Annotated in this window: 9 protein-coding genes, 1 tRNA gene, 1 other RNA gene and 1 pseudogene; 2 read left to right on the top strand and 10 right to left on the bottom strand. The window is 61.0% G+C overall.

Translation table 11 applies throughout. The features are described 5' to 3' along the window. Window positions 1–8 precede the first annotated feature (8 nt). Window positions 9–1,211: an MFS transporter gene (locus tag G7Y31_RS00820; RefSeq protein WP_244977454.1), complete on the bottom strand. Its 1,203-nt coding sequence runs from the start codon at window positions 1,209–1,211 to the stop codon at window positions 9–11. A 35-nt stretch (window positions 1,212–1,246) separates the two neighbouring features. Beyond that, window positions 1,247–2,362 carry an L-tyrosine/L-tryptophan isonitrile synthase family protein gene (locus G7Y31_RS00815; protein WP_165241374.1) on the bottom strand — a complete coding sequence of 372 codons (1,116 nt, stop codon included), beginning with the start codon at window positions 2,360–2,362 and terminating at the stop codon, window positions 1,247–1,249. A 649-nt stretch (window positions 2,363–3,011) separates the two neighbouring features. On the opposite strand from G7Y31_RS00815, the pseudogene G7Y31_RS11895 reads away from it, so the two are divergent. After that, window positions 3,012–3,128, top strand: a pseudogene (locus G7Y31_RS11895) (glutamine amidotransferase); the annotation flags it as partial. 462 nt (window positions 3,129–3,590) lie between these two features. On the opposite strand, the gene recR reads toward G7Y31_RS11895, so the two are convergent. The 6 genes from recR to ffs all read right to left on the bottom strand — a co-directional run bounded on the left by recR (window position 3,591) and on the right by ffs (window position 9,666). Continuing rightward, on the bottom strand, window positions 3,591–4,247 hold the full coding sequence (gene recR, locus G7Y31_RS00810) for a recombination mediator RecR (RefSeq protein ID WP_165011226.1): 657 nt from the start codon (window positions 4,245–4,247) through the stop codon (window positions 3,591–3,593). Between the two features lie 126 nt (window positions 4,248–4,373). After that, window positions 4,374–4,757 (bottom strand): YbaB/EbfC family nucleoid-associated protein, encoded by a 384-nt coding sequence (locus tag G7Y31_RS00805; RefSeq protein ID WP_165011225.1) that lies wholly within the window; start codon window positions 4,755–4,757, stop codon window positions 4,374–4,376. A gap of 47 nt (window positions 4,758–4,804) precedes the next feature. Continuing rightward, entirely contained in the window at window positions 4,805–7,543 is a 2,739-nt protein-coding gene (locus G7Y31_RS00800; RefSeq protein WP_165011224.1) for a DNA polymerase III subunit gamma and tau, read from the bottom strand. Window positions 7,544–7,549: 6 nt separating this feature from the next. Then, the gene (locus tag G7Y31_RS00795) at window positions 7,550–8,092 is read right to left on the bottom strand and encodes a suppressor of fused domain protein (RefSeq protein WP_165011223.1); all 543 of its coding nucleotides are present in this window, start codon (window positions 8,090–8,092) and stop codon (window positions 7,550–7,552) included. Window positions 8,093–8,191: 99 nt separating this feature from the next. Beyond that, entirely contained in the window at window positions 8,192–9,463 is a 1,272-nt protein-coding gene (locus G7Y31_RS00790; protein ID WP_165011222.1) for an aspartate aminotransferase type Ic, read from the bottom strand. Between the two features lie 106 nt (window positions 9,464–9,569). Continuing rightward, an RNA gene (gene ffs, locus G7Y31_RS00785) (signal recognition particle sRNA small type) lies at window positions 9,570–9,666 on the bottom strand. 116 nt (window positions 9,667–9,782) lie between these two features. Here ffs and G7Y31_RS00780 point away from each other — a divergent pair. Continuing rightward, window positions 9,783–9,871: transfer RNA gene (locus tag G7Y31_RS00780), tRNA-Ser, on the top strand. A 219-nt stretch (window positions 9,872–10,090) separates the two neighbouring features. Here G7Y31_RS00780 and G7Y31_RS00775 read toward each other — a convergent pair. Next, complete coding sequence (locus G7Y31_RS00775; protein ID WP_165011221.1) at window positions 10,091–12,139, bottom strand: YhgE/Pip domain-containing protein; 2,049 nt, start codon at window positions 12,137–12,139, stop codon at window positions 10,091–10,093. Further along, the gene (locus tag G7Y31_RS00770) at window positions 12,136–14,826 is read right to left on the bottom strand and encodes a YhgE/Pip domain-containing protein (protein ID WP_165011220.1); all 2,691 of its coding nucleotides are present in this window, start codon (window positions 14,824–14,826) and stop codon (window positions 12,136–12,138) included. The genes G7Y31_RS00775 and G7Y31_RS00770 overlap by 4 nt, the downstream gene beginning before the upstream one ends. Window positions 14,827–14,857: the final 31 nt, after the last annotated feature.

Genomic DNA, 14,857 nt, shown 5'->3' with positions numbered 1-14,857 from the left:
CTGGTTCTCTATTTCTCCCAGCCATCAGAGGCAACGCCGGGCGGTCCGGGAACCAATGCAAAAAGAAGTATCAAGCTGCAGGCAGTCACCAAAACGATTGCGGCCAGGACGGGATAACCCACAGCGGCTACTATCAAGCCAGCACTGAGAGAACTTATCCCCGCAGCAACATTGATAGCAAAATCTAGGCCACCCTGGAGTGCGACCCGCTGGTCGACATCTGACACCCTAGATACAAGTGACGACGTTGTAATCATTCCTATAGACCAGGCCAAACCTACCCCGAAAAGGCCCAGAATGAAGAAGATAAGTAAGTGATGGAGGACAATCAAAGCAGCCGCAGATCCAACAAGAATAACTGCCCCGAGCAATAACGTCGCCTGAGGTCCGATTTTACTGAGAGCCTTGCTAACCCAGATTCCGAATGCATACATCCCCAGCAAATGTGCTGTCATGACCAAACCCGACCCCGCCGGGCCAAAAAGATGATCAGTATGCAGCGGCGCCATGGTCATCAACGCAATCATCGCAGAATGATTGAATGCTGCCACCAGGAATACAGTGATGACGTTTCGATTCCACTGCACTCGTACCTTCTTCAGAGAGGAACGCCCCCTGTAGCCGACGGGCATATAGCTGCGGCGCCGCTCCGCAACAAGAGGTGCCAGAGCCAACATGAACAAGACGGCTGAGCCCGCGAATGCCATCTGCATGGGCGTAAGCCACTGGGGATCCCACTCCGCGAAAAGACCGTAAAGATTGGGTCCGACAGCCGAACCGATGGCGGAGCCCATGAGTACCACGGCGATCGCTGCTGCGGCTGTACTATCGTTTCCTGACCCAAGCTTGTCTACAGCCGCAAATCTCGCACTCAGAGCACTTACCGTGCCGCCTCCAAGCAAGAATAAGCCTAGAAACAACAGGATTTCTCCACGGTTACCTAGCCCTACCGCTAAAGCACAAACAACTGACCCTGCAATGGCAAATATGATGGTAAAACGCAGGCTGATAATCCGGCCCCACCGCGCGGCAATTTGGGTTGCAACAATCGTAAGGACCATAGCTCCTATGATTGTGCAGGTTTGCGCTAACCCGCCAAATCGCTCGTCTCCAGTAACTTGCACCGTTGCCAGTGATGCAACAGTTAGATTAAGACCAACGCCAGTTGCTACGCACGCCTGAGTAATGACTATTGGCCAAATTCTCCCCACTACATATCTCACAGGGCCTACACGCTCTTCAACCACTATCCAGCAATTTCCTCATAAAAGAATGGAGCTTCATCGCCGTCAATAAACCATGCCTTATAGCGGCTCGGCTCCTGGAATATTATTGCCTCATATTCCGTGACAATCTCGCCATCCAAGCGAAGAATTGCTGTCCCATGCCACGGCGAAACGACAGTATCTGCACTGCGCATTATCGGAGAATACTGGTCAGGTTTAGGATGAACAGTACCACGAATAGCATGAGGAAATGCACGTTGAACCAGCTCTAAACGCCGCATGACGGTCAAAAGGACAGTATACTCATATGCCGCGTGCTCCGCGCGGGCCAAAGTACATTGCTCTGCGCGATCAAAGAACTCTTTGAGGTCCACCTGCCGATAAGACCCACTCTTATACATTTCAATTAACGCGACGGTGATCGGGGTTGTCTCAACCCCCTGCCTAAGTGCCGCAATGAGCTCCTTTCTCGCAGGAAGATCCGCATCGTTCCACTGCCTGGTTACATACTCACGAACCTCGCCTTCTATTGAATCAACGTCCGTGCGGCGCGCTTCATAAAGATCCCACATATCAACAGTCCTAAGGAACCCGGCAGCACCAAGCTTCTCAATTTGCTTATCTAGATTCCTCTGATAAGGAACCGCCTCGTCATGTGAATACCCATAAAACGGCCGGTAGATTTTACCATCCAGAATTAATGTGAATTTGATGCCCGGCACGTAAACAGACTGGACTGCACGTGAAATATCCCATAGACGCAATAGTGCATAGACTTCTCCCAAATCAGGAGATACCCGTCGATGCGCGGCCGGATTGTGCGGCCTTCCAGCAAATGAGGGAATTACCACCTCAATCGCAACACCTTGCTCCACGGCTATTTCAATCTTGCGGCGGTTAGTAAATCCATCGTGAAGTAAATTGCCCTTTGGCCCCTTCAGAAATTCCTCGTGCTCCAGTATAAGAATAATATCTTCCACTATTCCGCTCCCCAGGGCCCCGCGCAAATCTTCAAGGACCGCCGCATGGTTCGAGTACTGATCTACGAATTTCTTAAAGTCAAACTCTGGCAGCGTCTCCGACGCAATAGGCTCCCAGCTTTCCATAGCCTCAAGACACTTTTCCGGAACAGTCATCCAGTTTGTAGGAGTGTATGAGATATGGAAAAACTCCTCAGACAGTTTCACGTTCAAGTAATTTGACCTATCCATGAACCGAACCTCACCTTCCAAGTTTTTGCTCGTCAAGGAAAACCTATCAGGCACAACTAATTGATGCTAGTGCGACAGAGCGTGACACTGCCCACTTCTTAGCACTCCATGCTTCTCTCTAGAACTGAGTAAGGTCGATTTAGTCAGACTTTGAGCTTTGCGATGAGCTCGCTGATATCGGCGGGTAGTGGGGCGTGGGCATAGACGGTCAGGCCGCCAACGTTGAGGGTGAATGAGCGGTAATTCTTCAGTGTTCGCACCAGGCACTTTAGCGATACTCCGGCTGACGCCTACAGCCAGCTAACACCTACACCAACAAACTCATAGTCACCGTGGGCTGAGGCGATATGCTTCATCGCCTTTTTACCTGCTCGTTCCCCTAACACCATCTACACAGCAGTAGCACCTGAGGCGGTGGTAACGGTACGAATATACGGGCTCACAAAAACCACATTACAACCAACCCCGTCCCCTACCCCCTTAGTGCGGAAAACCCGGCCTCTCAGGACCAAAACTGCAGGCCTAGGCGTCAAGGGTTAAGTTAATCACACCCTGAGGGGCCAAGTCAGGCGCCCAACCCCAGCTCGCTGACCTGCTGCTGGCGCAAGCCATGGGCATCCGCTTGCAAGACCTCGAGCCCCTGGACCTGCCGGCAGTCGACCGCCTGCGCGCTGAGCGCCTGGGCACCTAGGCACGTAGGCGCCCGGCTCGCAGGCGCGTAGGCGTGTAAACGCCTCGCCACCTAGTCTCCAGCGTTCCTAGTTTCCGCTTCCAGTTCGCGCTTGTCCTGATATACACCGACCAAGTTAATCAATATCGAAGTAACCAAGAGTCCTCCTGAAATTGATAGGTACTCGAGCGCTCGGTGGGTATGCTAGTAGACAAAATTAGACCCGCTCATAGTCTCCGCGTCGACTGCAAATTGATCTAGGTTGTATATGCCATTCCAACCTGCGATCAAAAATATGATCGACCCAATGGAGAAAAGCGCTGCTAGGAAATGTGGTGACATTGCTCTGCCTTTGCTCCTCGACTTTCGGATAGGGTTACGCACATTATCCCTTTGCAGGCCGCGGCATTCCTAATCCCGACCCAGGACAACACCTACCCCAGCAGACACCTGCAGCCAGCTAACCCCTACACCAGCTACCGCCTAGACCAACTGCCGCCCGGACAAGGCGCGCGAGAGCGTGAGCTCGTCCACGAACTCCAAGTCGCCGCCCAGCGGCATGCCGGAGGCCAGGCGGGTGATGGTCAGGTCCGGAAAGTCACGCAGCAGCCGCACCAGATAGGCGGCGGTGGCTTCGCCTTCGGTGTTGGGGTCGGTGGCGAGGATGACCTCAGAGATTTCGGGGGTGGCATCGTACAGCGGTTCCTGCTCCGTGGAGTCCGCCAGCTCCCGGTCCGGCAGAACCCCGGCTATGCGTTGCAGCAGCTGGGAGATGTTCAAGTCCTTCGGCCCAACATTGGCCAGCGGGTCCAGCGCGCCGCCCAGCACGTGATAGCGCCCGCTGTATTCCCCGGTTCGCTCTATAACCTGAATGTCTTTGGGCTCTTCCACCACACAGATTGTGGTGGCGTCGCGCTGCGAATTAATGCAGATCCGGCAGACATCTTCGCGGGAGATGTTGCAGCAGATCCGGCAAAAGCTCACCCCATCGCGCACGGCCCCCAGCGCTTCTTGCAAGCGAGTGATGTCCTCCGGGTCCGTGCGCAGCAGGTGGAAAGAGATGCGTTGCGCGGATTTGGGCCCTATGCCGGGCAGGCGAGAGAACTCATCAATGAGGTCTTGCAATGGGCCTTCAAACACGCATTAGCTCCTTCACACACTCAGCACCACAGCGACGCCACGTCAACGGCACATCAACGCCGAAATAAAACAATAGAAAAGACCGTGGACAACCACGGTCTGCGATTCTAGGCCACGGCCCGCGCGCTACTGCTGTGCGCCACGGAAAACGTCGCTAAACGAAGGGCCGTCATAGTCCTGCTGGGACTGGCCCATGCCCTGGGACAGCGGACCAATCTTGTCCTGCGCCAGCTGGGCGGCAGCTGCGTGGGCTTCCTTGTAGGCACCGATGATCAGGTCGCGCAGCGTGTCCACGTCATTGGGGTCAACAACAGAGGGGTCAATCTCCAGCTCTTCCAGCTCTGCGCCGCCGGTCATGGTGACCTTGACCAGGCCATTTCCGGCGGTGCCGGTGACCTTGGTGTTGAGGATTTCTTCCTGCGCGCGGGCCAGTTCTGCCTGCACGCGGGAAGCCTGCGCGATCAGCTCGTTCATGTCGAGGGCCTGCTGCTGCGGATCCGGGGTAGTCATATTCAATAACCTTTCATTATTTTGGCTCGGTGTCCCAGTGTAGCGTTTTACACCAGTCGCGCGCCGAGCTCCTGCTTGAGCAAGTCCACAGCCATTTCGGTGGCGGTGCGGTGGTCCCGTTCGCCGACTATTTGGGCCTCGGCTGCCATCATGCGTTCTTCTTCGTCCCGCGCGCTGGCATCGACTACAGAGTCTGCCGATGCCCCCTCCCGCACCCTTTCCTTCTCCTCCGCCGCGGCCTGTGCTCGGGCCAGGCGTTCCCGTGCACTGTACTGCTGCGCTGGTTGTGAATCCGGATCCGGTGCCGACTGCCTCTGCGTTGGCCCCGCAGCCTGTGCCGACTGCGCCTGCTCCGGCCGGGCGGTCGGTTCGGACTGGGACTGTTCCTTCAGTGGGGCCGCTGATTGCGGGTCGGGCTGCGGGGCGGGTGTTTGCGCGACAGCCGATTGCGGTGCCGGCTGCTGCGACCACGAGTCCGCAGGCGCGGGCGCTGGCTCCGCTGCGGCGTAGACGTCCTCCGGCGGGGCGCTGTCTTCTTCCGGGGCAGGCTCTGGCGGCAACGGCACGCCGTTGCTAAAAGACGGCGTGTGGCGCTGCCACTCCTCCTCGGCCTCTGCGCTGACCTGGGCTGCACGCGCGATGCGCTCGCGCCACCCTCCCTGCTCGCCCTCAGACTGCGACCGGTGCGCTGGCTCAGAGGCTAGCGCAGCCGCTGACGCAGGCACAGGCTGTGGTTCTGGCTGCGGCTGTTTCATAGGCTCTGGCTGAGCCTCGACCGCGGACTCTGCGGGCGCGTCATTGTCAGGCGCTGGCGAGGCCGTCTCCGTGCCGATAGCCCGCGGTGCTCCCCATCCGTTGTTCTGCGGCTGGGGCTCTTGCACTGGGGAACCCTGCGACTGCTGATTCTGCTCCTGCGGATTCTGCGCAGGAGTGTCCTGTGGCTGGGCGATCTGCTGCTGGTTAGGACTCTCAGGCTCCTTGTCGGCGGCAGCCGGGGCGGACTCACGAGCTGGCGAGTTCGGGTTCCACGCCTGCGGCGGTGGCGCCAAAGGTGGCAGGCCCGCGGCCTCGGGCGTGGAGCCGATAATGCACTCCACCTTCAACCCTGGACGCACCCGCTGCTCCAGAACTGCCACAATGTCGCGGTTATTCGACTCAGCATTAATACGCTGCGCCAACGCCCCTGTGGTGTGCCCCAGCACAACGGTGCCTTCGCGAATGCCGAGGACGCGGGCCTCAGTAAGCATGATCTCAGCGACCTTGTTGCGCTGGCCAACCTCGGAGCGCAGCTGCGCCCACTGCGAACGGATGGTCTCCAGGACCTCGCCGTCCGCCGGCTTGCCCTGCGGTTCCGGATCCGGCTGGGGCTCAGGCTCCGCCTGCTGCTGGGGTTGCGGCTGGCGCTGGGGCTCGGACTCCGCCGCTGGCTCCACCGGTGGCGCGGGTTTTTCCTGCTGCTGGGGTTGCTGCTGCGGTTGTTGCTGCGGCGCCTGCTGCGTTTGAGTTTGCGGCGGTGGGGTCTGGGACGGTGCGGGACTGGGGGCATCGGCAGACTTAGCCTGGGTGCGCGCCCGGCGGGCTGCCAGCAACTCCGCGCCGGAGCTGACCACAGACGAGCCAGAAGACTGGGCTGCGGCAGCCGCGGCGGACTGGGCGGGGGACGGCGCACCGGAGGCGGGCGCCGGGGTGGAAGCGGGCGCGGCCAACAGGCGGGCGGCCAGAATCTCCAACAGCAAACGCGGCGACGTAGCGCCACGCAGGTTGGCCATCTCCTCATTAACGGTAGCGGCCACGTGCGCAAGCTGCGCGGGCTGGAAACTGGCGGCCTCGGCCTGGAGGTGCTCCACGCGATCGGCAGGGGTGACCACCAGCCCGGCCTCGACAGCGTCCGGGACAGCCTGCAACACCAACAGATCCCGCAAGCGCCCCAGCAAATCAATGGCGAAGCGACGCGGCTCGTGGCCAGCCTCCATTACGGTATCAATGAGCTGGAAGAGCGCGGCCTTGTCATTATTAGCCAGGGCCGCAATGGCACCGTCGATCACGGTAATATCCGTAACGCCCAGCAGCTGCCGCGTCATCTCATAAGACAAGCCCTCCGGGCCAGTACCGGAGAGCAACTGATCCAGGATGGACAGCGTATCGCGCGGGGAACCGCCACCGGCCTGGATGATCATGGGATACGCCAGGTCCTCCACATGCATATTCTCCGCGGCCACGGTGCGCTCCAGCAGGCCCTTCATCGCAGACGGGGTCAGCAGCCGGAAAGGATAATTGTGAGTACGCGAACGAATGGTGGGCAACATCTTCTCCGGCTCCGTGGTGGCGAAGATGAAGATCAGGTGCGCCGGGGGCTCCTCCACCACCTTCAGCAGGGCATTGAAACCCTGCGGAGTGATCATGTGGGCCTCATCAATAATAAAGATACGGTAGCGCGAATCCGCCGGGGCGTAATACGCGCGATCCCGCAACTCACGCATATCCTCCACACCGTTGTGGGAAGCAGCGTCTAGCTCCGTCACATCCAGATTGCCCGGTCCACCCGGGGCCAACGACACACACGAGTCGCACTCCCCGCACGGGCGCGACGTAGGCCCCTGCGCGCAATTAAGCGAGCGCGCCATAATGCGCGCGGAAGACGTCTTACCGCAACCGCGTGGACCCGAAAACAAGTAAGCATGGTTAATACGCCCTGCATCAAGGGCAGCCGACAAAGGGGCCGTGACCTGTTCTTGGCCAACGACCTCGGCGAAACTTGCTGGACGGTACTTCCGGTATAGAGCCACGGTTTCTCAGTCTACAGTCAAGCGAGACCAGTCGAGCAGATCTATATCATTCTCTGCAACCGCCTCCTGCAGCGCAGCCACGCCTTCTTCTACCGCGTAGGCATACTCCGAATCACTCAGCACCACCAGCTGAACCACCAGCGTCCAACGGTCCGGCTCCTTGACTTGCGGGGCCTGCCCACCCCACAGATACGGCGCAATTAATACCCCATGGCGGCCCGGGCCCAGCATGGGCAGTAGGGTGCCTGGCTGGGCGGGAATCACGCGGGCATCGGCAAGCAATTCTGCGGCCTCAATGACCACCTGGGCAATCTCTGCCTGCCCAGCGCGCGCCACAGCCACAATCTCGCAGCGTACGTCCTTATCCCGGCCATCCTCCGGGTCATGAGCCTGCAAACCAGTGTCTACCTCCGCAAAACGGGTGGTAGCCACCAAGTTCTCCCCCTTGCCCACATCCGCCAACGCCAGACGGTGGCCGTCTACGTCCTTGAACTCCAGCGGTGCTGGGACCACAGAGTCCAGCCAATAGGCGGTCTCTTCACCGTTCATGGGTTCCTTCCCCGGGGTAGGCGCTAGGCGGGCTTGGGCGCAGGTCAGCCTTGGGCGCAGGGCGGCCTTGGGCGCAAGGCGGCCCCGCGCCAAGCGGACTTAGGCGCTGAGCTTCTCCAACGCAGCCAACAGCACGCAGGTGGCCACGCCATCCATGGCGGTCTCCACTTCAGACAGCGGCGGCAGCGAAGGAGCCAGGCGCAAGTTGCGATCATTCGGATCCTGGCCCAGCGGGAAGGCAGAACCGGCCTTGGTCAGCACAATTCCGGCGTCCTTGGCCAGCTCCCACACGCGCGAGGCGGTACCGTCGACCACGTCGAGGGAGACAAAGTAGCCGCCCTCCGGCTTGGTCCAGTGGGCAACCTCGTACTCGCCCAGACGTTCTTCGAGAATGCGCAGCACAGCGTCAAACTTGGGCGCCAGCAATGCGGCATGGCGGCGCATCACAGAGCGCACACCCTCCGCAGAGCCGAAGAACTGGTGGTGAGCCAGCTGGTTGATCTTGTTCGGGCCAATCCCGCGGATGCCCGCGATGTCCAAGTACCAATCCAGGTTGGCCTTAGAGGAAGCGAAGAACGCCACGCCACCGCCGGCGAAGGTGATCTTGGAGGTAGACGACATCACCCAGAAGCGGTTGGGGTTACCGGCTTCTTCGGCGTAGTCGATGATGGGCAGGATCTCCGGGAAGTCCTCGGTCAGTGTGTGCACGCCGTAGGCGTTGTCCCACACCACGCGGAAGTCGGGGGCGGCGGCCTCCAGGCTAGCCAGCTCACGTGCCTTAGCGTCGCTGATGGTGTAGCCGGTGGGGTTAGAGAACATGGGCACTACCCACATGCCCTTGACCTGCGGGTCCTGCAGCAGCTCCTTCACCGCGCCCAGGTCCGGGCCGTCCTCGAGCATGGGGATGGTGATCATCTCAATGCCGAAGCGCTCCGTGATAGCAAAGTGACGGTCATAACCCGGAACTGGGCAAATCCACTTCACGGTCTCTTCCTGGCCCCAGGGACGCTGCGAGTCATTGGTACCAAAGGTGTAGGCGAAAGAAATGAGGTCAAACATGATGTTCAGGGAAGAAGCATCCCCTGCCACCAGCTGGTCGGCGCTAATCCCCTGCAGTTTGCCCCACAGTTCACGCAGCTCCCGGATGCCCTCTAGGTTGCCATAGTTGCGCAGATCGTTACCTGCAGCATCGGTGTAGCTGCTCTCCCCCGGCAGCGTGAGCAGATCATTAGCCAAGTCGGACTGCGCCTTGGATGGCTTGCCGCGGGTGAGGTCTAGCTTGAGCCCCTTGGCCTGCAGTTCCTCGTAGTCTTTGCGAGTGCGTTCCATCAGCTGTTGCAGCTGCGCGGAGTCCAACGAAAGCAGCGACATGCGCTCCTCCTCGAGTTCAGTGTGAGTAAGTGTTTTGCCAGCGGTGACTAGCGTTCGCCTAATACTAACAATGAACCCACGTTTTGGAAGCCCCCTCCCCCGAAAGTGTAAAGGGATTCCGCGCACCCGTCAGAGCCTGCTGACCCTTGCTGCATTCCTGCCCTGGGGGAGTTCACAGGATGTACGCCACGCGAAATCCTTCCCATATCCTAGCGCGCCACCCCCTTGCGCGCCAATCCTATGCCGCCGCCCCTCCGCAAATCCCTGAGCTACCTGCAGATTTTGCCCCACATTGCCCACCCTGCTAATGTTTCTCAGCGGAGGATTCGACTAGCGGCCTATGTCACACGCCTGGAACGCGTGCGGGAGTCACATCCCTCAGGGGTTCAAATCCCCTATCCTCCGCCAGTAGATTTCCCTGGACCTTCGGGTCCGGGGAAATTTTTTATCTGCCCCTGAACAGGCCCCCTAATGGGCCGCCTAATATGGTGCATTTTCTGCGCGGAAGGGCATCAATTTTGCGCCTGCAAAATCGTGGGCCTTACGCGCAGAAAACGGGTCACCGCGCACCGCGCCATCGAGCCGCCGCGCGAGCAGCGCGAGCAGCGCAACAGGGCCCACCAGCAGCTACATCAGCTTGGTGGACTCCAGCGCGGAGTTGAGCTTGGTGGTGTAGGCTTCCAAAGGTTTGCGCAGGACGGTGCCCAGGAGCAGGGTGGGAATCACGAAGGCCAAGAGTGCTAGCAGGGAGAGCCAGAAGTCGCCGTGATACGTACCGGCGATGGCGGCGCGGAAAGCCCGGATGGCGTAAGTGGCGGGCAGCCAGGGGCTGATGTTTTGGAACCACTCGGGCAGCAGGTGCAGCGGGTAAGCACCGCTAGAGCTAGAAATCTGAATCACCAGCAATAGAACCGCCAGGGCTTTGCCGGCGTTGGCCAGCGCGGCGACCAGCGCATATATCAGGAACATGAACACCGCAGACGCCACCCAGGAGGCCACAACCAGCAGCACGGGATGCGCGGGTTCAATCTGGACAAAGAACAGTAGACCCAGACTGACCAGGGTGGACTGCGCGGCACCCAGGAGGGCGAAAATACCAAAGCGGCCAAAGTAGGCGGCGATGGGACGCGGGGAGCCCACGGGGGCATCGGTACGCAAGAAGACCGAGCACAGCAGCGCCCCCACCCACAGTGCCAGGGTGGTGTACAGCGGGGCCATACCCGCGCCGAAGCTCGTCACGGGGTAGACAGCCTGGCGCTCCACGCCGACGGGGGCGGCCAGGGCGCTGGCCAGGGCATCGGGGTCGGCGCCGGCGAGCTTGGCTAGCCCGGACAAGTCACCAGTGTCGCGGGCAGAGATAATCTCGCGGCGCAGCTCCCCTAGGGTCTGCGCGTGCTCATCCAGGGTTTGGGCCAGGTTGGCGGTGGTCGCCTGCGTGCGTCGCAGCCCGTCGGTGTTTAGCTCCGTGGGCGTGTCTAGCCCGGACAGCGTCCCGCGCAGCCCACTCAGGGAGTCCTGCAGCTCCTGCACCGTTGCACGCAGCTCCGATTGCCGCAGACCAGCAATAGAGTCCCGCGCCTTGTCCAGGCTGTCGAGCTCTTGCTTGCCGATACCCCCTTCCGGCACCGCCGCCCGCAAGCGCGCCTGCACCGCGTCCTGCGCCGCAATCACTTGGTCCAGTTGGCCGGTGATGATGGCTGCCTGGGCGGGATTGATAGGACTGAGGGCGGCATTAACAGAATCTCGCATGCCGCGGAAGCCCGCGGTGGTTGACTCAACCTGATCCGCGAGAAGATTGAGGGCACCGGCCTGGGTCTGGCGGGTGGAGTCGGCAGTGCGTTGCAGCGCTGCCACCCGCTCACGCACGGTGCCATAGCTTTCAACGGTGCGTGCCAGGGCGGCATCAAGAGCCTCAGTGGGCACGTCCACACCGCCACTGGCCGGGGGAATCTCCGGGGTGGGGCGGTTGAGGATGTTTTGCGCACTATCCAATAGCGGGACGGTGGAGGCCACCAGATCAGACAGGGCCCGCGCGGTCCGGGCGCTGCTGCGCATCTGCTCCTGAGCAGATGCCGCGCGCTGCTCCACGCGGTCCAGGGCGGCCTGGGTGTCGCCGGAATCCACAAAGCTATTGAGGTTAGCCACCACGCCCAGGGTCACCTCGCCCAGGGTCTCGGTGAAGGACTCTGCAATCTGGGAGGACACGCCTTCTGCACCCGCGCCGGTGATCTTCGGCGATAGTGCGTTCTTTTTCTCATTAGTGTAGAGCGCAATATCCGTCGAATGGGAGCCGTGGGTATAAAACGTCAGCATGTCCGTGCTGAAGGACTCCGGCAAGATGATCGCCGCGTAATAGGCGCCGGAGCGCGCCCCGTCCAGGGCATCCTCCGAATTAGTGACCACCCAGTCCAGTTGCTCGTTGGCGCGCAGCTGGGACAGGACTTGTTCGCCAACATTTATCGGCAGCGGAAGGATATCACTGTCGTAGCCAGTGTCCTCGCTGGCCACCGCCACCTTGAGCTGGCTGGTGTTATCAAATGGATCCCACGTGGCCAGCACGTTAAACCACGTAAACAGCAAAGGGATAACCACCAAGCCGAAGAGCACCACCGACGCCATCACGCTGTTGCGGGCGTGGCGCAAGTCTGTGCGGAATACCTCTAGGGCGTGCTTCATGCTTCGGCTCCTTCCTTGTCGCTGCTGCCACCGTCGGCTGCGCTAACCCCGTTCCCGTCGGCTGCGCTGGGACCGTCGGCTGCGATAGCCCCGTCGCCGTCGGCTGCGCTGGGACCGTCGACTGCACTGGGACCGTCGGCTGTGGTGCCGGCATCAATGTGCACGCCTTGGCCGCGGGCCGCCACGGAATGCTGCAAGAAGTCCTGATCCCGGTGGACCAGCTCCGTGGACTGGGCCACGGACTGCCGGATGTACTCCAGCAGCAAGGTCACGGCAATGAGCAGCATGCACCACAGGGTCCAAATTCCCAGCAGCAGCGGCTTTTGGCTGGGCACCGCCCAGGCCACGACGCCCAGAACCACCATGCCGGCCACACCCAGCCAGGCGGCGCAGCGGATCCACCGCCGGTAGTTGTGGGTGCGGCGTTCCAAGTCGGCGGCCAGGGCCTCGGGGCCTTGCAGGGCGCGCAGGACATCGGCAATGCGGTAGCCGTCGCCCACAATCTGCACGCGTTCGGCGTTAATAAATTCAGTGCGCGCCAGGTCGCGATTAAACAACAGGTTGAAGTGCGCCAGCCCCCGGCGCCCCAGCAGGCCGATGATGAAGGCCAGCACAAACATCAGCCCCAGTACCCCCAGGTATTGCAGATAGTGCAGGCCGTAGAACCCGCCAATGGTCTCCCGCAGCGCATCAATGCCATAGGAGAACGGCAGCAGCGGGTAGAGCGCGCGGAAGAAGTCGGGCATCATCTCAATTGGATAGAGCCCGGAGGCGCCGGGAATCTGCAGAATAATAAGCACGATGGCCAGGCCGCGGCCCAGGTGTCCCAGCGCCGAAGTCAGCGCATATATGATGCTCAAATACGCCAGCCCGATCAGAACGCCGGTGAGCACGAACATGGGGGCGTTGACGGTGTGCACGCCAATGACCAGGTCACCGACGGTAACCACCACCGCCTGGGCCACCACCAACAGCGCCAGCAGGAGGAAACGCCCCAGGTAGGCCTGGCCCACGCTGATGCGCTCAAAGCCCTCCCGGTCCACTTCCACCTTGAAAATCACGATCAGCATGAACGCGCCAATCCACAGCGACAAGTTAGTAAACAGCGCAGCCATGGCGGAGCCATAGGACCCCACAGGGTAGACGGCCTCACTGGTGACCTCCACCGGGTCCGCAAAAAAGTGCCCGATTTCCTGGGAGTTTAGCCCGGTGATGGTGCTCAGCGCGTCCGGCCGGGTGGCTGCAGCCAACGTCACCAGGTCTCGGCGGGTGGCATCGACACTGGTGCGCAGACTGTCCAGGTTTTCCCCGAAGCTGGCCAGGGCACCGTCTGCAGCCTCCATTTGCTTGCCGATGCCCCGCAGCAGCTCCCTGCCGTCTTCTACCTGGCCTTTGCGGGTATCGAGGGTGGCAGCGAAAGCCCCGGCCCGGGCGCTCAGCGACGCCATGGTGCGGTTGAGCTGCGGCACGGCCGTCCCCACGGTGTCCTGGAGGCTCTGGCCCAGGGCCTGGGTTTCTTGCCCGGCGGCGGCCACGGCATCGGCAGCGGCGTTAAGCTCGCGGGCGGCTTGCTGGGTATCGGCAGCCAGGGCATCAATCTGGCTGACCAGGGCGCGGCTGCGTCCAGTAGCGGCCTCAATGCCAGCCAGGGAATCCCGCAGCGGGGCGGCCACCGCGGGGCTTAGCGCTGCGGAGTCCAGCAGGCCGCGCAGTTGCCGCAGGGTATCCTCGCCGGCGCTGACTGCGGCGTTCGCGTTGCCGTGCAGGCGCTCCACCTGCCCACCGGCTGCCCCCAAGGCGGCGCTCAGCTCGGCCGCAGTGGCGCGGGCCTGGGCCGTTCCTTGCGCCACCGCTGCGGTGCTATCCACTATCGCGCTTGATGATGCCGCACTATAGTCCCCCACCATCCCCTGCGCCTGGCTGGTTAGTTCTTGGACTTGCACTAACACGGCGCGGGCGTCTTCGACTGCCGCGGCAGCAGCTTCCAGTCCGGCGTCGGCGCTCTGTAGCGAATCCCGCGAGCCAGCCAAGGTAGCCCGGGCGGCTGCCACGCGCTCTTCGGCCTCCCCCAAGGATTCGACAGTACTGGCCAGGGAGCGTTCACTACGCTCACGGGCGCTAGACAGGCGGGCATCAATGTCCTTGCCCTCAACACGCACAGCGGTAGTCGCGGCCTTGGCTACCTGCTCTTTAAAGGAGGCATCAATCTGCTCAGTGAGTTTGTTGGCCCCGGTATCGGTAATCTTGGGCCCAATGGCACTGATCTTTTCATTCACTCGGTAGATCAGCTGGGGCTGGTGGAAGGTCCCGTCTAGCATGCCCACCAGGTCCGCGCTGAAATCCGCGGGGATGGTAATACTGGCGTAGATGTCCCCGCGTTCGAGCGCGCGCTGCGCCTCCCGCGCGTCTAAAAACTGCCACCCGAGCTGGTCATTGTCTTTTAGCTCTCGCACCACTTGCGCCCCGACATTGACCGGACCCGTAACATTCGTCCGGGCGCCGGTGTCCTCATTGACCACAGCGACAGCAATGTTTGCGGTGGCGCCATAGGGATCCCAGAACGCCTTGATATTGACCCAGGAATACAGTGCGGGTGTAATCAGGACGCCAATGATGATGATCCAGGCCTTAGCAGTTCGGCCGAGGCGCGCAATATCTCGTGTAAATATTTTCCAACTGGTGCGCACTGGAGCAACTATACTCCGCAGTTTAAGCCGC

Origin of the sequence: Corynebacterium lizhenjunii (genome assembly GCF_011038655.2) — a bacterium.
GTDB classification, from domain to species: Bacteria; Actinomycetota; Actinomycetes; order Mycobacteriales; family Mycobacteriaceae; genus Corynebacterium; species Corynebacterium lizhenjunii.
The sequence above is the reverse complement of the archived record's forward strand: the minus strand, read 5'-3'. Positions and strand labels throughout refer to the sequence as shown.

Bases quoted from the DNA above. Each gene is read 5' to 3' on its own strand.
- G7Y31_RS00775 (WP_165011221.1), bottom strand. From the start codon at position 12,139: ATGAAGCACGCCCTAGAGGTATTCCGCACAGACTTGCGCCACGCCCGC.
- G7Y31_RS00790 (WP_165011222.1), bottom strand. From the start codon at position 9,463: ATGTCGCTGCTTTCGTTGGACTCCGCGCAGCTGCAACAGCTGATGGAA.
- G7Y31_RS00815 (WP_165241374.1), bottom strand. From the start codon at position 2,362: ATGACTGTTCCGGAAAAGTGTCTTGAGGCTATGGAAAGCTGGGAGCCT.
- G7Y31_RS00805 (WP_165011225.1), bottom strand. From the start codon at position 4,757: ATGACTACCCCGGATCCGCAGCAGCAGGCCCTCGACATGAACGAGCTG.
- G7Y31_RS00795 (WP_165011223.1), bottom strand. From the start codon at position 8,092: ATGAACGGTGAAGAGACCGCCTATTGGCTGGACTCTGTGGTCCCAGCA.